The organism is Kitasatospora sp. NPDC096147 (assembly GCF_044763225.1).
Classification (GTDB): domain Bacteria; phylum Actinomycetota; class Actinomycetes; order Streptomycetales; family Streptomycetaceae; genus Kitasatospora.
Genome location: NZ_JBIWFX010000009.1, coordinates 265,265 through 283,396 on the forward strand (window position 1 = coordinate 265,265; position 18,132 = coordinate 283,396).

Below are 18,132 nucleotides of genomic sequence, written 5' to 3' on the forward strand. Positions count from 1 at the left end.
GTGACCGGACACTGGCCTGTCGTGACCGTACGTCAGCACACCACCGCCCGCACGACGGGAGCCGGGGCCCTCGCCCGGGCCGACCGGCCTCGAACCCGTACGGGTCCGCCGCTCGGTGCACCCGGGTACCCGGAGCCACGGGTGCACCGAGCGGCGGGGCCGACCTGCCGGAGAGTCCGCCCGCTCAGCACCGGACGCCCGGCCGGCTCGGGACGGCGGCCACCTCCGGCCCCTCCCGCAGGCACCCGCCGCTCGACCCGCCCTCAGGCTCGCCGACCCGGACACCGGGCAGGGCCCCTCACTGGCGGGTCGGCCGCTACAGACCCCAGTCCGGCAGTGCGCCCGGCACCTGTTCGGCCCAGATCACCTTGCCGAGGTCGGTGTACCGGGTGCCCCAGCGGCGGGTCATCTGGGCGATCATGAACAGACCGCGCCCGCCCTCGTCGGTGATCCGGGCGTGCCGCAGGCGCGGGACGGTGCTGATGCCGTCGGACACCTCACAGATCAGCACCGAGTCGTGGATCAGCCGCAGTCGGATCGGCTCGGCGCCGTACCGGATGGCGTTGGTGACCAGCTCGCTGACGACGAGTTCGGTGGTGAACTCCAGCTCCTCCAGGCCCCACTGACCCAGCGTCCGGGACGCCAGCTTCCGGGCCTCGGAGACCGCCGCCGGGTCGGCCGGCAGCTCCCACTCGGCCACCCGGTCGGGGCCCAGCTCGTGGGTGCGGGCCAGCAGCAGGGCCGCGTCGTCGGCCGACGGACCGGCCGGCAGGGCGGCCATCACCCCGTCGCACAGCTCCTCCAACGGACCGTCGGGGCGGGCGGCCAGCAGCTTGCCGAGCACCCGCTGCCCGGCCTCCGGATCGCGGTCCGGGCCGGCCAGCAGGCCGTCCGTGCAGAGCGCGATCAGCGAGCCTTCGGGGAGCACCGTGCGGTACGACTCGAAGGGCAGCGAGCCGAGGCCGAGCGGCGGGCCGCCGGGCAGCTCGACGAAGTCGACCGTGCCGTCCGGGCTCACCAGGGCCGGGCCCGGGTGGCCGGCCCGGGCCATCACGCAGCTGCGGTCCACCGGGTCGTAGACCAGGTAGAGGCAGCCCGCGCCGAGCACGGCGGCGGCGGCGTCCGAGGAGTCCTCGGCCACCGAGCGGTCCAGCGCCTCCTCCTCGATCAGCCGTAGCACCAGGTCGTCCAGGTGGGCCAGCAGCTCCTCCGGCGGCAGGTCGGCACCGGCCAGGGTGCGCACCGCCATTCGCAGCCGGCCCATCGCGGCGGCCGCCGCCAGGCCGTGGCCGACCACGTCGCCGACCACCAGCGCCACCCGCGCGCCGGAGAGCGGGATGGCGTCGAACCAGTCGCCGCCCGCCCCGCCCAGCCCGGCGGCCGGCCGGTAGCGGGCGGCCAGCTCCATGGTGGTGGCACCGTCGGCCAGCTTGGGCAGCAGACTGCGCTGGAGGGTGACGGAGGCCAGCCGCTCGCGGGAGTAGCGGCGGGCGTTGTCCAGCGCGAGGGCGGCCCGGGAGACGAACTCCTCGGCCAGCGGCAGGTCCGCCGGTTCGAACCGCTCACTGCCCCGGGTGCGCAGCAGCAGCACCACGCCCAGGCAGGTGCCCCGGGCCAGGATCGGCACCGCCATCGCCGACCGCAGGCCGAACTCCCGGGCCCGGTCCAGCCGCACCACCTCCTCGGACGGCCAGCCCTCCCCCGCCCGGTCCGCCACCGCCTGGAAGACCGGGGTCCCGGCCGCGATGCACCGCGCCACCGGCGAGTCCGGGTGGTAGCCGGACGGCTCCCCCACCCCGACGGCCGCCTCCGGGGTGCCCGGCCGCACCGAGCGGTGGGCGGCCCGGACCAGGGTGGCGACCCGGCCCGCCGGGGCGACGGGCTCCTCGCCGCGCAGCACCTCGGGGAAGAGGTCGACCGAGACGAAGTCGGCCAGGGCCGGCACCGCACAGGCCGTCAGCTCCTCGGCGGTGCGGGTGAGGTCGAGGCTGCGGCCGATCCGCGCGCCGGAGTCGGTGAGCAGCGACAACCGGTCCTGGGCCCGCTGACGCTCCGTCACGTCGGTGCCCATGTAGCAGACGCCGAGCACCCGGCCGTCCCGGTCGTCCAGCCGGAAGAAGGAGGTGGCGTAGACCCGCTCCCGCTCGGTGTCGGCGGGGGTGTGGCCCCGGTACTCGAAGCCGAGCACCGGCTCGCCGGTCGCCAGCGCGTGCCGCAGCTGGGCCTCCATCGCCTCCGGCTGGAGGCCGGGCAGCACCTCGGTGACCCGGCGGCCGAGCCGGTCGGCCTGCGGCACCCCGGCCATCCGCTCCAGCGTCCGGTTCAGCCAGACGTAGCGCAGGTCGGTGTCCAGGACGGCGATCCCGTAGGGCAGTTCGGTCAGGAAGCGGTCCAGCACCGAGCGGCTGACGGTCCACCAGGGGGCGTCGGCCAGGGCGATCGCGGCGACCAGCGTGCACTGCTCTCCGCCGGGGCCCTCCAGCGGGGTGGTCCGGACGCCGAGCGGGATCGGCCGGCCGTCCCGGTGCCGGCCCTCGGCCGGGCCGGTCCAGGGCCCGGCGGCCCCGGCGGGGAGGTCGAGGAAGTCGCTCAGCGGCCGGCCGACGGCGGCGGACGGCGGGTGGCCGAACAGGCGCTCGGCGGGCGGGCTCCACCAGGTGACCAGGCCGGCCGGATCGGCCGCGAGGGCCGCCACCTCGGCGAGGTCGGCCGGGGGCTGCGCCCCGGGGGACGGTCGGTCGGTGCCGGGGGTGTCCATGCGGGTCGTCCCCTCGCGATCCCCCCAGCCGGTCGGTCCTGGTCACCCATTGTAGTTTCACGGCCGGTCCGGTTCCCGGGCCGACGCGCCCGATCGGGTGGGGCGGGGCGTCCGGGCCCGGACCGCGTACCCGATCGGGCGGCCGTCTCGTTGGCAGGGCATGAAGAAGCGGATCTCCGTCCTGACGGGAGTGCTGGCGGGTGTGCTGGCGGGCGCGGTGGCCCTGACCGCCGGCACCGCGCAGGCGATCGTCGGTGGCAGCCGGGCCTCCACCAAGGACCTGCCCCACCTGCTGATGCTGCTGGACGCCCGGGGCCAGCAGTACTGCGCCGCCGCCCTGATCGCCCCGGACGCGGCCGTGACGGCCGCGCACTGCCTGCTCAAGAAGGACGTCTCGACCCTGACCGTGGTGGCGGGCCGGGACGACAAGCGGAGCACGGCGGGGAGCATCGCGAAGATCGCCTCGGCGGCCGTGCACCCCGACTTCACCGGGACCACCGGCGGCCACGACGTGGCGGTGCTGCACCTCGCCGCACCGCTGACCGGCTACCGGACCGTCCCGCTGGCCCGCCGGGGCAGCGCGCCCGCCCCCGGCGCCGGTGCCACCGTCGCGGGGTGGGGCGACACCGATCCGGGCGACCAGGGCACCCGGTACCTGATGAAGGCGACGGTGCCGGTGGTCGCCCCGAAGACCTGCGCCACGTGGTACCCGTCCTTCCGGGAGGGCCTGATGACCTGCGCCGGGTACGAGCAGGGCGGCGCCGACACCTGCAAGGGCGACAGCGGCGCACCGCTGGTCGTCCAGGGCGCACTGGTGGGCCTGGCCTCCTGGGGCGAGGGCTGCGGCCAGGCCCGCAGGCCGGGCGTCTACACCTCCCTCGGCCATCCGGCCGTGCACGACTTCGTCACCCGGCAGGTGCCCGGCTCACGCTGACCCGCCGAGGTCGGTGTCCGAGTGGTGCGGGGAGAGTCCGTAGACCCGGGTCGCGGTGCCCTCGAACACCTCGGTGCGCTCCGCCACGGTCAGACGCTCCGTCAACTGCTCGGCTGCATCGACCACTTCGGCGTACCCGGCGGCGAGCGTGCAGACCGGCCAGTCGGAGCCGAACATCAGGTGGTCCGGGCCGAAGGCGTCCAGCGCGGTCTCGGTGTAGGGCCGCAGGTCGTCCAGGGTCCAGCGGGTCCAGTCGGCCTCGGTGACCAGGCCGGAGAGCTTGGCGGAGGTGTTCGGCAGCCGGGCGAACTCGCGCAGCGCGGCGGCCCAGGGCTCCAGGGTGCCGGCCGCGACCGGCGGCTTGCCGAGGTGGTCGAGGACGAAGGTCAGCTGCGGCAGCCGGGCGGCGGCCTCGGTCGCGGCCGGCAGCCGGCCGGGGGTGATCACCAGGTCGTAGGCCAGCCCGGCGGCGGCCACGGCGGCGAGCCCGCGCAGCACCTCCGGGCGCACGAGCCAGGCCGGGTCGGGCTCCAGCTGGACCTGGTGACGGATGCCCACCAGCCGCTCCCCGCCCGGGCCGGCCGCCAGCTCGGCGAGGCGGTCGGCCAGCGCGGGGTCGGTCAGGTCGGCCCAGCCGACCACCCCGGCCACCAGCGGGTCGCGGTCGGCCAGCCGGAGCAGCTCCGGGGTCTCCCACTCCTCGGTGACGGTCTGCACCACCACGGTGGCGTGCACCCCGGCGGTGTGCGCCTGCGGGCGGAGCTCGTCGGTGGTGAAGGCGCGGCGCAGCGGGTCGAGGACCGGCGCGGCCAGCCACGGGTGCTCGCGGGTGAGCGGGTCCCAGAGGTGGTGGTGGGCGTCGACGCTCACAGCTGCCACACCACCGGGAGGGCGGCGGCCGAGCCGCCGGCCGAGTAGTCGTGGGCGACGTCCAGCAGTTCGGCCATCCGCAGCTGCCAGGCGGTGTTGACCGGGAGCTTCTCCAGGGCGGCGATCAGGGCGGCGTAGTCCTCGCAGTCGAGCACGTGGAACAGCTCGGTGCCGCTGCGCCAGATGGTCCAGTCGGTGGCGCCCGCCTCCCGCATGGCGTCGGTGAGTTCGGGCGGGACGCCGCGGTGGGCGTCCTCGTACTCGGCGATGCGGTCGGGGCGGACGCGGGTGTGCAGGGCGATTCTCATCGGGGTTCCAGGAAGGGGAGGGGGCCGGCCCCGTGGCGGTGGGGCCGGCCCGGGCGATCGGTTAGAGGCCGGCCAGGTGGCTGGTGCGGGTGCCGGCCGGGGAGGTGAGGTAGCCGCGCAGGCGGGTGGCGATGCCGGGCAGGTCGCCGGGCAGGGCGTAGCCGGGGCCGTAGACCTTGGGGCCGGTCAACTGGCCGACCTGGGCAGCGAGATCGGCGGCGACGGCCGCGTTGAGCGTGCTGTTGGGCACGATCCGGATGGTGTAGTCGACGATGCTGTCGGTCTGGCTGTTGGTGAGGTGGACGCCGGGGAAGGCGCCGATGCCGGTGTCCCAACCCATCGAGTTCCGGACGTGGTTGACGCTCGCGGTGGTGCCGTAGGTCTGGCCGTTGGTGTTGGACTGGACGACGGCCACGTTCGGGCTGGCGGTGGTGGCCCCCTGCTTGAAGACCACCGAGTAGCCGGTGGTCCCGGTGACGGGGGTCTCCGGGTAGTTCGGGATCGAGCCGGCCGGGTACCAGGTGGCCGGGGAGCCGTTGGCGTTGAGGCTGGTGGCGAGCCCGTTGAAGGTGTCGGCGGAGTACTTGAACGGCACCCAGTTCTCCAGGTAGAACGCCTGGTTGGTCTGGGTGACGCCGTTGTCCACGATCTTGGGTATCCGGACCACCCGGCGGATCTGCAGCGCCCCGTTGTCGAGCCGGGTGTAGCGGGTGAGCTGCGGCACGGTGTCGGAGCCGGCGTAACGGCCCGTCAGGTTGGACATCCACTGCTTGTCGGCGATGGTCCAGACGTCGGTGGTGGTCGCGTTCGGCTGCTCCACCGCGACGGTGCGGGTGAACTCGCCCGCCATGTTGCCCGCCTGGTCGATGTTCCACCGGTCGTAGAAGTGCGCCTGGTCGGCGGTGGACATGCCCCAGAGCACCGACTGGATCACCCGGTCGGTCTCCTCCCCCGCGTAGCTCGGGGAGAGCAGGGCCCGGTAGGTGGCGGGGCAGTAGCGCATCTCGGCGATGCTGCCGCCGGCCCCGAGCCGGTAGTCGAACTGCGCGACGCCGTTGTACGAACTGCGCTGCCAGACATCGCCGTTGTAGGTGAAGACCTGCCAGCTCCAGCCGGTGGCGGCGGCCGCCGGGGTGGCGGTGGCGACCGCCGGGAGGACGGCGGCGGCCACCGTGGTGGCCAGCACCGCCAGCACGGTGCGGCGGGTGGGGGTGGCAGTGGCGCCCTTGCTGTGGGTGTTCTTGCGGTGCATGGTTCCGGCTTCCTTACGGGTGGGGGGACGGGCAGGAAGGTCGGTCCGTGAGGGTGGGTCAGCCCAGGAAGCGGTTCAGCTCCTCGGGTGCGCCCTCGCGGTCCCATTCGGCCTCGTAGCCGATGCCGGGAGCGGTCCCGGCGTGCACGAGTCCTGCGGCGTCGACGGCGGGCTCCCGCTGGACGGGGTTGGCCGGGACGAAGGACTCGTAGTACGTGGTGTTGGAGATGGCCATGCAGAGGTGGGTGTGCACCACCCCGCCGCCGTGCACCTCGGCCCGCATCAGGTGCGCGTCGGCCAGGTGGGCGGTGCGCATGGCCCCGGTGATGCCGCCGCGCAGGCCGGCGCTGGTGCGCACGGCGGTGGCGGAGCCGTTGGCGATGAAGTCGGCCGTGTTCATGTGGGCGCCGTCGCTGGTCTCGGCGACGATCAGCGGCACGTCCACCTTCTCGGCCAGGCGCCGGTAGGCGGTGGTGCTGAACTCCCGCATCGGCTCCTCGTACCAGAGGTAGTCGGCCTCGGAGAGCACCCGGCCGAGCCGGATGGCGTCCAGCAGGTCGAAGCCGGCCGAGCCGTCGTACATCAGCGGCACCTTGGCGCCGACGTGCTCGCGCAGCCGGGTGCACAGCTCGATGTCCCGGTCGACATCGCCCCAGGCGTGCAACTTGATGGCGGGGTAGCCGAGTTCGAGGCACTGGTCGGCGACGTCCAGGTACTCCTCGACGCTGCCGAAGGTGGCGGTGGAGGCGTACGCGGGCAGCGAGGTGCGGAAGCCGCCGAGCAGCTGGTGCACCGGCAGGCCGGCCGCCTTGCCGCCGATGTCCCAGAGCGCGACGTCGACCAGGCCGAGCAGGTAGAGCGGGAGCTCCTCTATCCGGTCGATCTCCCACATCCGGTGCCAGAGCCACTCGCGCTGGAGCGGGTCGGCGCCGAGCAGTTCGGCCCGCAGGCGGCGCTCGGTGATGTCGGCCAGGATCTTGCCCCGGTGGGTGTAGGCGAAGCCGGTGTGGCCCTCGTCGGTGCCGAGGACGAGCCAGCCGCCGGTGTGCGCGCCTTCGGAGCCGGGCAGTCCGTCGCGCCAGCGGAAGGCCGGGCTGACGGCGGGTCGGTCCTGGAGGACGACGTCGACGGTGGTGATCTTCACGGGGTCTCCTGGGTCGGAGTGTGCGGGTGAGGGCTTGCAGGGGTGACGCGGGGTCAGCTCAGCTCTTGACGGAGCCTTCGAGCAGACCGCGCACCAGGAAGCGCTGGGCGAACAGGAACACCACGGCGACCGGCACGATGGTCAGCACGCCGGCGATGGCGGCCTCCGGGCGGTGGATCGGCAGGAAGCTGCCGCCGAGCGCGGGGTTGAGGGCCGGGGTGCCGGAGATCAGGGCGCCGAGGCCGACCGGGAGGTTGAAGGTGGAGTCCTCGCCGAGCATCACGTAGGGCAGGAAGTAGTTGTTCCAGTTCCCGACGAAGGCGAAGAAGGTGAGCAGGCCGATCAGCGGACGGGCCAGCGGCAGGGCGATCTTGCTGAACAGCTGGCGCTCCGAGCACCCGTCGATCCGGGCCGCCTCCAGCACCTCCTTGGGCAGCACCGTGGAGAAGTGGATGAAGGCGAGGTAGACGCCGAACGGGTAGAGGCTGGCGGGCAGGATCACCGACCAGGCGGTGCCGGTCAGTTGGACCGCGTTGATCTCAAGGAACAGCGGCAGCACCAGGGCGGCCGGCGGCACGATCATCGCCAGCAGGGTGGCGACCAGCACGGTGCGCCGCCCGGCGATCCTCGTGGCGGCCAGCGCGTAGCCGGCCAGCAGCGAGGTGGAGACCGACAGCAGCACCGCTCCGCCGGTGTAGAGCACCGAGTTGACGATCCAGCGATAGACCACGCCGTCGTTGTAGGTGGTCAGGTTGTGCCAGGCGTCCGCGTATCCGCCGAACGAGCCGAAGGAGAGCGGGTGCCCGTCGACCAGTTGGGCGTCGGTCTTGGTCGGCGCCAGCACCAGCCAGAGCATCGGGATCGCGCAGGCGATCGCCAGCAGGCCGAGCAGCACCGAGCCGGTGGCCCGGCCGGGCGAGAACCGGCGACGGCCGGGGGCGGCCGGGGTCGCGGTGGTGGTCGTGGACATCAGTCCACCTCCGTGTCGAAGAACTTGGCCCGGGTGACCAGCAGCGCCGCCCCGGTGGCGCAGACCGCCAGCATCATCAGGCAGAGCGCGGCAGCGGCCGAGAAGTCGCCGTTGTCGAAGGCGAAGACCAGGCCGAGCTGGTTGAGCGACCAGGTGCGGGAGCCCACGAAGGCGATGCCGTAGAGGAGTTGGGGCTCGATGAAGATCTGCAGGCCGGACGTGAAGGCCAGGATCAGCATGTAGACCACGTACTTGGAGATCAGCGGCAGCTTCACCCGCCAGGCGGTCTGCCACCAGGAGGCACCGTCCACCCGGGCCGCCTCCAGCAGCTCCCGGGGCACGCCCTGGAGCGCGCCGTACATGATCACCACCCACTGGCCGAAGCCGGTGGCGAAGGCCATCAGGGCGAAGATGACGACCAGGTGGGACTGCTGGAAGACGTCGGTGCCGGTCTTCTGCCCCATCGCGTTCAGCGCGGGGCCGAACGGGCTGAGCGAAGGCTGGAGCATCACGTACCAGAGCAGCACGCTGGCCGAGCCGGTGACGGCGCCGGGGAGCATGTAGACCAGCCGCAGGCCGGCGCCGTAGGCCGGGCGCTGCTCCTGCACCACCAGGGCCAGCAGCAGCACCCCGATCACCATGACGGGGAGGTAGAGCGCCATGAAGAGCGCGACGTTGCCGAGCGCGGGCAGGAAGCGGAAGTCCGAGAAGACCCGGAGGTAGGCGTCCCCGCCGGCCGGGCCGACCCCTTGCGGGTCGGCGAACGACTCGTAGACGGCGTAGCCGGCCGGGCCGATGCCGAAGGCGAGCAGCAGGATCAGGTAGGGGGCCAGGCAGAGCCAGCCGAACCACTGGGGTCGGTGCGCTGGCCTGGCCTTGGTGTGGGTGGTCACGGTGCCGGGTCGTCCAGGGGTCGTCGGGGCGGCGGAGGATGCCGCCGGGGGTGAGCCGGTGCGGGGGCGCGTCGCGGTGACGCGGGCCGGTGCGGTGCGAGCGGAGGCGGTGCGGGCCCGGGCGCCGGGGGCCTGGGCACTGGGGGCCGGGGTGGCGCGGGCCTCCGAGACCCGCGCCCCGGCAGCGCCGTCACTCGACGACATAGCCGTCCGCCTTGGCCAGGTTCACCAGGCGGGTCTGCAGCGCGTCCAGGCTGGCGGCGATGCCGGCCCCGGAGCGGACGCTGGGGACCACCACCTCGGTGAACGCGCCCTCGACGTCGTAACTGGTGGGGGACTCCACCGGGTTGACCTTCGACGCCTGCTGCTCCATGGCCGGGAAGGGGTCGGCCGCGTAGAACGTGTCGCCGGCCAGCCGCTCGGCCCAGGCCTTCGCCGCCGGGCCGTAGGCCGGGTAGGTCGGCGCGGTCTTCTGGTAGTCGTTGCTGGTGGTCATCCACTGGATGACCTCGGCCGCCCCCTTCATGTTCTTGGAGTGCTTGGAGACGACGTAGATGCCGCCGCCGACGCTGCCGGACCAGTTGGTGCTCTCACCCTGCCAGCTCGGGTACGGCGCGGCGGCGATCTGCCCGTCCGGCGTGTTGAACAGGTTGTCCGGCTTGAACAGGAAGTCGCCCAGCCAGGAGGCGCCGGGGAGCATCAACACCTTCCCCTGCTTGCCGAGTTCGGCCATCTCCGGGTCGAACAGGCCGACCCCGGTGACCGAACCGTTCTTGATCATCGGGTCCAGCAGATCCGCCACCCGGGTGCAGCGCGGGTCCTTCATGTCGATGTGGACCTTCTTCGGTCCGGTCACCTGCTGGATCGGACAGCCGCTGGCCCAGAAGTAGTCGTAGTAGCTGAACAGGCTGCCCGCGCTGCCGATGATGTAGCCGGGGTGCTCCTTGGCCACCCGCTCACCGAGCGCCTTGTACTCGTCCCAGGTCTTCGGCACCTGGTAGCCGAACCGGTCCATCAGCGTCTTGTTGTACCAAGTGACCGTCTGGGCCAGGTCGTTGCGCAGGCAGTAGAGCTTGCCGCTCTCGGTGCACGGGTCGTTGCTGCTGCCGAAGGCGGTGCGGACGTCCTGCGGGACCAGGGTGTCCAGCGGCTGCGCGTAGTCCATCGACGGGTCGGTCCACTGCGCGATCCGGGTGGTGCGGCCGTCGAACAGGATGTCCGGCCAGCCCTTACCGGTCCGGTTGAACAGCTTCATCTTGGTCAGCAGGGCATTGCCGTCATAGGTCTCGATCTTCATCTTCACGCCGGGGTGGGCCTTCTGGAACTGCTCGAAGCCCGCCTGCCGGGTGGGGTCGGTCCAGACCAGCAGCGTCTCGTTGGAGTCGTCGGTGATCGTCCCGTCACTCTTGGTGCCGCCCGAGCCGCTGCTGCAGCCGGCGACGAGCAGGACCAGAGAGGCTGCGGCGCAGGTCAGAGCACGTCTGAGGGTGGTCGACCGGCGGTGCGAAACATGGCTGCGCATCATCTGCTCCTGAGCGAAAATCATGTACGATGTCGGATGTCTGATGTTCCATGGATGTTTCTTGGACGTCAACCCCCGGAACAAGCAAGATTGGGCATCTACCGAGAAGGAGGTTCGAATGACCGCGACGAGTGATTCCTCTGCCGCAGATCCCGTCCTGCCGCGCCGTCAGGTGCTCGCGGACGACGTGTACGACGTGCTCAAGGGCTGGCTGCAGAGTGGTCACATCGAGCCGGGGAGCCGCGTCAAGATCGACACCCTGGCGGCCCGGCTGGCCATATCGAACACACCGATCCGGCAGGCCCTCGGCCGACTGGAGGCCGACGGCCTGGTGCACAAGCAGCCCTACCGGGGCTTCGTGGCCGCCAGCCTCCCGGACCGCAAGACCATCGCCGACATGTACGAGTGCCGGCTGCTGCTGGAGCCGCCCACCGCCGCGCGGGCGGCAGCCGCCGTCCGGGACGAGGACCTGGCCTTCCTCCGCGCCCACGTCGGCGCGGACGTCCCGCCGCACGACAGCAGTGACCTGGACTCCCTGGTGCGGGCCGACGAGCTGCTGCACGGCCGGCTCGCCACCATGGCGGGCAACACGGTGGTGGCCGACACCCTGGAGCGGCTGTTCGCGCGGTCGCGGTCGTTCCGCTCCTTCTACACCCGGGAGAACGCGGTGCACCTGACCAGGCTGGAGCACGAGGCCGTGGTGCTCGCCGTCTCCCAGGGCGACGGGACCGCCGCCGCCGCCGCGATGACGGCCCACCTGGAGGCGGCGGCCGAGCGGATGCTCAGCTCCCTGGCCTGACGCACCCGCACCACCGCCCGGGGCGGCAGGCACGCACCGCGCCTGCCGCCCCGGCTCACGTCCCCCACGCGGCACGGTCGGCGCTCCCGAAGCACCGGCAACCCGACTGCACGTCACGGGCTTGCGGGCTTGCGGGCTTGCGGGCTTGCGGGCTTGCGGGCTTGCGGGCTTGCGGGCTTGCGGGCTTGCGGGCTTGCGGGCTTGCGGGCTTGCGACAGGCTACGTCCCTCGTCTCCCGACCCAGCGCCCGGAGGTGCCGCCCCATGGCCGACCCCAACGGACCGTCATCCGGCCGCGCCACACCACCGCAGAGCGTGCTGGCCGCCTACGTCTACGGCACCCTCCGCGCCGATCTCCTCGACGGCCGGATCGCCCCCGGCGAGCGGCTCAACCTGGACGCCCTGGCCCGCCGCCTGCACGTCTCGAACACCCCGGTCCGCCAGGCCCTGGCCGCCCTCACCGCCGAGGGCCTCACCGACCGCCTCCCGAACCGCGGCTACCGCGCCTCCCCCCTCCTCGACGCCCGTAGCATCGAGGAGCTGTACGAGTACCGCCTACTGGTAGAGCCCCCCACCGCTGCCGCCGCCGCGCTCCGCCCGGGCCCGCACCGCTCCACCGAGCTGCCCGCCCTCGCCGACCCGGCCGCCAAGGCCGGCGACCCGGCCCGCCGCGACGTCGCCTTCCACCTCGCCCTGGCCCGGGGCGCGGGCAACCGGGTGACCGCCTCCGCCCTCGCCCAGGTGCTCGGCCGCGCCTGCGACTACCAGCTCTACACCGACCCGGCGGCCCTGGCCCGTACCGCCGAGGAGCACCGGCTGATCGCCGTCGCCGTCATCACCGGCGAGCCCGACGCCGCCCGCGCGGCCATGCGGGCCCACCTCAGCAGCGCCCTCGCCCGCCTGCGCCGCGCCGTCTGCTGACGCCGCGTCAACCCCGCTCTGCGGCAGCCGATCCGTCGACCGCAAACACGGTCCCGGGTCACCTCCCGTCCGATCGTGTTACGGCCGCGACCGCCGTTGACCCGCCCGACACCCCGCCGCAGCATTGCCGTCACCACCCCACGCCCCGCACCGGGCCCGCTCACCGGGCCCGGCTCCGCCGTGCGCGGGTGGCCCCAACTCCCCCCACCCGAAGGAGAGTCGGTTGTCCACCGACCGATCCGCCGTCAGGCGCGCGCTGCCCCTGACCCTGATCCTCGCCCTGCTGCTGGCGGCCCTGGCCGCCATCACGCCCACCAACGCCTGGGCCGCCGGGACCTTCTACGTCGCCACCGACGGGAACGACTCCGGTCCCGGCACGATGGCCGCACCGTTCGCCACCCCCGCCCGGGCCCGGGACGCCGCCCGGGCGGCCGGCGGCGGCACCGTCTACCTGCGCGGCGGCACCTACACCCTGGCCGCGCCGCTGACCTTCGACAACCGCGACTCGGGCACCGCCTACCGCGCCTACCAGGGCGAGAAGGTGCTGCTCAGCGGCGGCAAGTCCATCACGGGCACCTGGAGCAACCAGGGCACGCTGGGCAACGGCGTGCACTGGTCCGTCCCGGTGCCGAACGCCGCCGCCTGGGACTTCCGCGAGCTCTGGCTGAACAACCAGCGGATGACCAGGGCCCGTTGGCCCAACGAGCCGCGCGCGGTCGGTGACCTCGGGCAGGCCGCCACCAACCCGTACCTCACCATGACGGGCACCAACGGCGACAAGAGCCGGATCACCGTCGCCGAGAACATCCCGGTGGCCAACCTGGCCGGCACCGGCGCCGAGTTCGTGGTGCACGCGGTGTGGAGCGAGTTCCGCAACAAGGTGGTCTCCTCCGACGCCCACAACCTCAACTTCGCCCCCAAGCCCGGCGGCATGGCGGTCGGCCTGGACAGCATGTACCTGCGCGTCCAGGACGAGGGCGTCGAGTTCAACGGCAAGAAGTTCTGGCCGTACAACTCCTTCCTGGAGAACGCCTACGCGTTCCTCGACGCCAAGCAGGAGTGGTACCTCGACACCGCCGCCAACCGCCTGCACCTGGTGCTGCCGAGCGGCGTGGACCCGAACGCGGCCAACGCCGTCGCCCCGGTGGCCGAGAAGCTGATCGTGGTGCAGGGCTCCTCCCCGGCGAACCCGGTCACCAACCTCACCTTCAGCGGGATCGACTTCGGCTTCTCCGAGTGGAAGCTGCCGGCCGGCGGCTACAACGAGCAGCAGGCCACCCACTACGTCGAGGACGGCACCCTCTCCAACGACGACTGGGCCACCCTCGAGATGGGCCACGCCCTCCAGTTCGCCAACACCTCCGGCCTCTCGCTGACCAACATCAAGGTGGCCCACACCGGGGGCGGCGGCATCGCCTTCGGCGCCGGCACCAGGAACACCACGCTGAACGGCAGCGAGCTCTTCGACATCGGCGGCACCGCCGTCAGCGTCGGCTGGTGGGGCGACACCGCCAAGCACTCCGCCGGCGCGCCCTGGGCCAACGCCGCCGACCTGCCGACCGCCACCACCGTCTCGCACAACTACATCCACGACGTGGGCGCGATGTACGTCGGCGGCGTGGGCGTCTGGGTCGGCATCACCGACTCCACCACCGTGACCAACAACGAGATCGCCGGCGGCCCGTACTCCGGCATCAGCGCGGGGTGGAACTGGCGCTCCAACGACATCGGCGCCAGGAAGACCCGGATCGAGAACAACGACATCCACCACGTGATGCGCACCCTCACCGACGGCGGCGGCATCTACATGCTCGGCAGCCAGCCGGGCTCGCAGCTGACCGGCAACTACTTCCACGACATCTCGATGGACCACTACGCCAAGGGCTGGCTGGCCAACGGCGTCTACTTCGACGAGGGCTCCGGCGGCTGGAACGTGGCGAACAACGTCACCGCCGCCGTCCCGTTCATCCCGCTGCACTTCAACGCCGGTGCAGGCGTCAGCATGAGCGCCGCCACCTGGGGCACCAACTGGTACGACAACCGCTACGTCCCGAACGCCAACTACGGCGGCCCGTCGTACGTCCCCGGCCAGACCTACGGCGTCGGTAACCCGCCCGCCACGGTGGCCAACCTGATCAACGCGGCCGGTCCGTCGGCGAGTTACGCCTACCTCTACCTCCAGGACGACCCGCTGGTCGACCCGGGTGCCTTCCAACGCCCGCTGCCGGTGGTCACCGGGGCCGGCACCACCAACAGCACCACGCCCACCTGGACCTGGCTGAGCGCCGCCGGGGCCACCAAGGACCGCTACGCGCTGGGCAGTTCGCCGACCAGCTGGACCGAGACCACCCAGCACCAGTACACCCCGGCGAGCCCGCTCCCCGACGGCACCCACGTGCTGAGCGTGCAGTCCTTCGTGAACGGCGCCTGGACCGCCGCGTCGACCGCGAGCACCACGGTCGACACCACGCCACCCCCGGCCCCGACCGTCACCGGCAACGCGCCGGCCTGGTACCAGACCGCCCAGTGGAGCTGGCCCGCCGTCGGCGGCGCCTCCTCCTACCTGGTCCGGCTCACCAAGGACGGCGCGGTGGTCACCGACTGGACCTCCGTCACCACCACCTCCCACACCCGCGCCGACCTGACCGGCCCGGCCTCCTACCAACTCGCCGTCAAGTCCGTGGACGCCGCCGGGAACCAGTCCGCCGCCGCCTCCGCGACCGTCACCGTGCCCACCGCACCACCGCTGCCGGGCACGGACAACCTGGCCCGGGGCAAGACCGCCACCGCCTCCTCCGCCTGGAGCTCCGACACCACGGCGGCCAAGGCCTTCGACGGTGACACCGGCACCCTCTGGGCGCCGAACACCACCAACGGCACCGCCTGGCTCCAGGTGGACCTGGGCGCACCGAAGACCTACGTCGGCGCCGTGCTCAAGGCCAAGACCAGCTCCGGCCACGCCACCGGCCTGGTGCTCCAACGCTCCGACGACGGCGTGAACTTCACCGACATCCCGGGCACCGCCGCCACCGGCATCGGCCCGGTCGGCTCGGCGCTGAACACCGTGCCGGTGCGCTTCGCCCCGGTCACCTCGCGGTACGTCCGGCTGAACGTCACCGGGATGAGCGGCGTGGTGAACGTCAACGAGTTCGAGCTCTACGCCGACGAGTCCGCCCCCGGCCGGGACGCCCGCGCCACCACCGAGGCCGAGTCCTTCGACGCCAAGTCCGGTGCGGTGCAGGCCGAGCCGTGCGCCGAGGGCGGTCAGAACCTCGGCTACATCGCGGCCGGCAACTGGACCCGCTACAGCGGTCTGGACTTCGGCACCGGGGTCAGCCGGATCGACCTGCGGGCGGCCACCCCGGCCGCCTCCGGCCAGGCCGAGGTGCGGATCGACAGCCCGACCGGCCCGCTGCTCGGCACCGTCACGGTCACCGGCACCGGTGGCTGGCAGACCTACTCCACCACCTCCCAGCCGGTCGGCACCGTCACCGGCACGCACGACGTCTACCTGGTCTACCGGGGCACCAGCGGCGGCATCATGAACGTCAACTGGTTCCGCTTCGCCTGATCCCCCGTCACCCGCCGGCCCGGAGCCCCCTGCTCCGGGCCGGCTGCGCGGTGGCCGAGAATGGGCTCATGAACGAGCACGCACTGCGGGTGGTACTGGCCGAGGACTCCGTCATCCTGCGCGAGGGGATGGTGGAGCTGCTCCGGGCCCGCGGCTGCGAGGTGCTCGCCGCCGTCGGGACGGTGGACGCGCTGACCGCCGCCGTGGCCGAGCACGACCCGGACGTCTGCGTGCTGGACGTCCGGATGCCGCCGACCCACACCGACGAGGGCGTCCGGGCGGCCGTGGAGCTGCGGACCGCCCGGCCCGGACGGCCGGTACTGCTCTTCTCCCAGCACCTCGAATCCGCCTGGGCCGCCCGCCTGTTGGAGACCGGAGCGGCCGGGGTCGGCTATCTGCTGAAAGAGCGGGTGGCCCGGACCGCCGAGCTGGTCGAGGCGCTGCACCGGGTGGCGGCGGGCGGCACCGCACTGGACCCGGAGATCCTCACCGCCGTGCTCCGGGACGGCCGGCGGCGCAGCCCGGTGGACGGGCTGACGGCGCGCGAGCGGGAGGTGCTGGGGCTGATGTCCGAGGGCCGGTCCAACCGGGCGATCGCCGAGGCGCTGGTGGTCTCGGAGCGGGCGGTGGAGAAGCACGTCGCGGCGGTCTTCGCCAAGTTCGGCCTGCCGGCGACCGGTTCGGACAACCGCCGGGTCAAGGCCGTGCTCACCTACCTGGCCGAGCTGCCCTGACCGGACGCCCCTGACGGCCCGCCGTCCCGATCACGCAGGCGGCGGTGAGCAGGCCCAGCGCGATGGCGGCCAGCAGGGCGAACATCTGGGCGAGGTCGTGCATCCCCTGCACCGGATGGCCGCCGAGCCAGGTCTCCAGACCGCGCAGGCCGTGCGAGCCGGGGGTCAGCACGAAGAACGCGGCGAGGTAGAGCACGTACGGCGGCGGGGCCGCCGGGAGTCGGCCGAGCAGCAGGGCGGCGGCCCCCAGCAGGGCCGCCGCGACGAAGGTGCCGGCCAGGGTGTCGAGCGCACGGACCGTCAGCAGCTGCACCCCGTAGGTGCCCAGCACCAGGGCGAGTGCCCAGGGCAGGTCGCGGACGCCCATGCCGAAGACCAGCATCACGCCGACGGTGAACACCACCCAGCCCAGCCAGCCGGCCACCGGGCCCAGGGTGGGGACCACCGGCTGGTCGAAGATCCGGCTCTGGTCGATGCCGAGCGCGGAGGCGGCCAGCACCGGCCCGAGGGCGAGGGTGCCGAGGGCGGCCAGTGACTGGGCGAAGCGGGCCGCGCCGGCCGTCCAGCGGCCGGCCGACAGCTCGGCCATCGCCATCGTGATCGCGTCCCCGGGGATGAACACGAACAGCACCGGGACCATCAACTCGACCGTGCCGCCGTGCACCCAGCCCTGCCGGGAAGCGGTGAGCACCACCGTGCCGACCACCGTCGACGCCACCAGCGGGACCAGCCAGCCCGGACGCCCCAGGCGCCGCACCCCGGCCTGGAGCAGGCCGACCAGCAGGCCCAGCAGGGCGGTGATCCACACCTCCTGCCAGGTGGGCTGGATGGAGATCCCGAAGCCGACCGAGAACAGCACCACCCCCGCCACCCGCAACCACTCCGGGTACGGGGCGGGCATCGACGCGACGGCCTCCAGCCGGCACCGGGCCTGACCCACCGTCAACCGACCCGCCGTCACCAGGGCCAGCCAGGGCTTGAGCGCACTCACCCGATCGAGCTGCGGGATCTCCGGGGTGTGCGTCACCACCCGGGTCACCCCGCCGACCGACACCACGGCGGACTCGGCCAGCACCGTCACCTCGGCCCGCGCGCCGTAGGCGGCGGCCACCGACCGCAGCCGCTCCTCCACCAGCAGGGTGCCCTCGTACCCACCCGCCACCAGCAGGCCCGCCAACCGGGCCACCAGGTCCAGCACCTCATCGTCGGCAGCGCCGCCGTCATCAGCCATGGCCCCCAGTCTGTGCCGCCCACCCGCCGGGACGGCGCCGCGAAACGCCCGGCCCGGCGCGGATCACCCCAGGGGCGCGGTGGGGTGCTGGTCCCTGGGCCCGGGCGGCTTCAGGCCTCAGCGGAAGCTCGGCGGCGACGGTGGGCAGCCCGCCGGGCGGATGGCGCCACCAGCGGTGTCGTCGCCCGGGGCTCGGACAGCCAGAGCGGGCTCAGAGCCTCAGCGG

The 18,132-nt window shown here is 73.0% G+C and carries 14 protein-coding genes; 5 read left to right on the forward strand and 9 right to left on the reverse strand.

The window, feature by feature from the left end; all coding sequences use genetic code 11:
- Window positions 1–316: 316 nt before the first annotated feature.
- On the reverse strand, window positions 317–2,758 hold the full coding sequence (locus ACIRBX_RS26955; protein ID WP_402300292.1) for a SpoIIE family protein phosphatase: 2,442 nt from the start codon (window positions 2,756–2,758) through the stop codon (window positions 317–319).
- A 160-nt stretch (window positions 2,759–2,918) separates the two neighbouring features.
- On the opposite strand from ACIRBX_RS26955, the gene ACIRBX_RS26960 reads away from it, so the two are divergent.
- A complete protein-coding gene (locus ACIRBX_RS26960) occupies window positions 2,919–3,692 on the forward strand; it encodes a S1 family peptidase (protein ID WP_402300294.1) in 774 nt (257 codons plus the stop codon).
- Here the strand turns inward: ACIRBX_RS26960 and ACIRBX_RS26965 are convergent.
- The 7 genes from ACIRBX_RS26965 to ACIRBX_RS26995 all read right to left on the reverse strand — a co-directional run bounded on the left by ACIRBX_RS26965 (window position 3,684) and on the right by ACIRBX_RS26995 (window position 10,675).
- Window positions 3,684–4,562: an amidohydrolase family protein gene (locus tag ACIRBX_RS26965; RefSeq protein ID WP_402300296.1), complete on the reverse strand. Its 879-nt coding sequence runs from the start codon at window positions 4,560–4,562 to the stop codon at window positions 3,684–3,686. The two genes, ACIRBX_RS26960 and ACIRBX_RS26965, sit on opposite strands and share 9 nt — an antisense overlap.
- On the reverse strand, window positions 4,559–4,870 hold the full coding sequence (locus ACIRBX_RS26970) for an L-rhamnose mutarotase (RefSeq protein ID WP_402300298.1): 312 nt from the start codon (window positions 4,868–4,870) through the stop codon (window positions 4,559–4,561). Before ACIRBX_RS26970 ends, ACIRBX_RS26965 begins: the two co-directional genes overlap by 4 nt.
- Window positions 4,871–4,931: 61 nt before the next feature.
- Window positions 4,932–6,122 (reverse strand): hypothetical protein, encoded by a 1,191-nt coding sequence (locus ACIRBX_RS26975; RefSeq protein ID WP_402300299.1) that lies wholly within the window; start codon window positions 6,120–6,122, stop codon window positions 4,932–4,934.
- A 58-nt stretch (window positions 6,123–6,180) separates the two neighbouring features.
- Entirely contained in the window at window positions 6,181–7,266 is a 1,086-nt protein-coding gene (locus tag ACIRBX_RS26980) for an enolase C-terminal domain-like protein (RefSeq protein WP_402300300.1), read from the reverse strand.
- A gap of 58 nt (window positions 7,267–7,324) precedes the next feature.
- Window positions 7,325–8,236, reverse strand: coding sequence for a carbohydrate ABC transporter permease (locus ACIRBX_RS26985; protein WP_402300302.1), 912 nt, complete (start codon window positions 8,234–8,236; stop codon window positions 7,325–7,327).
- A complete protein-coding gene (locus tag ACIRBX_RS26990) occupies window positions 8,236–9,129 on the reverse strand; it encodes a carbohydrate ABC transporter permease (protein ID WP_402300304.1) in 894 nt (297 codons plus the stop codon). Before ACIRBX_RS26990 ends, ACIRBX_RS26985 begins: the two co-directional genes overlap by 1 nt.
- A 190-nt stretch (window positions 9,130–9,319) precedes the next feature.
- Complete coding sequence (locus ACIRBX_RS26995; RefSeq protein WP_402300306.1) at window positions 9,320–10,675, reverse strand: ABC transporter substrate-binding protein; 1,356 nt, start codon at window positions 10,673–10,675, stop codon at window positions 9,320–9,322.
- Between the two features lie 94 nt (window positions 10,676–10,769).
- Between ACIRBX_RS26995 and ACIRBX_RS27000 the strand changes: the two genes are divergently transcribed.
- From ACIRBX_RS27000 to ACIRBX_RS27015, 4 genes are all read left to right on the forward strand, one after another.
- Window positions 10,770–11,450, forward strand: coding sequence for a GntR family transcriptional regulator (locus ACIRBX_RS27000; RefSeq protein WP_402300307.1), 681 nt, complete (start codon window positions 10,770–10,772; stop codon window positions 11,448–11,450).
- Between the two features lie 263 nt (window positions 11,451–11,713).
- Window positions 11,714–12,370 carry a GntR family transcriptional regulator gene (locus tag ACIRBX_RS27005; RefSeq protein WP_402300309.1) on the forward strand — a complete coding sequence of 219 codons (657 nt, stop codon included), beginning with the start codon at window positions 11,714–11,716 and terminating at the stop codon, window positions 12,368–12,370.
- Window positions 12,371–12,593: 223 nt separating this feature from the next.
- Window positions 12,594–15,941: a carbohydrate-binding protein gene (locus ACIRBX_RS27010; RefSeq protein ID WP_402300311.1), complete on the forward strand. Its 3,348-nt coding sequence runs from the start codon at window positions 12,594–12,596 to the stop codon at window positions 15,939–15,941.
- Between the two features lie 68 nt (window positions 15,942–16,009).
- Window positions 16,010–16,675: a response regulator gene (locus ACIRBX_RS27015; protein ID WP_402300313.1), complete on the forward strand. Its 666-nt coding sequence runs from the start codon at window positions 16,010–16,012 to the stop codon at window positions 16,673–16,675.
- Here ACIRBX_RS27015 and ACIRBX_RS27020 read toward each other — a convergent pair.
- Window positions 16,650–17,906 carry a threonine/serine exporter ThrE family protein gene (locus ACIRBX_RS27020; protein ID WP_402300314.1) on the reverse strand — a complete coding sequence of 419 codons (1,257 nt, stop codon included), beginning with the start codon at window positions 17,904–17,906 and terminating at the stop codon, window positions 16,650–16,652. The two genes, ACIRBX_RS27015 and ACIRBX_RS27020, sit on opposite strands and share 26 nt — an antisense overlap.
- Window positions 17,907–18,132: the final 226 nt, after the last annotated feature.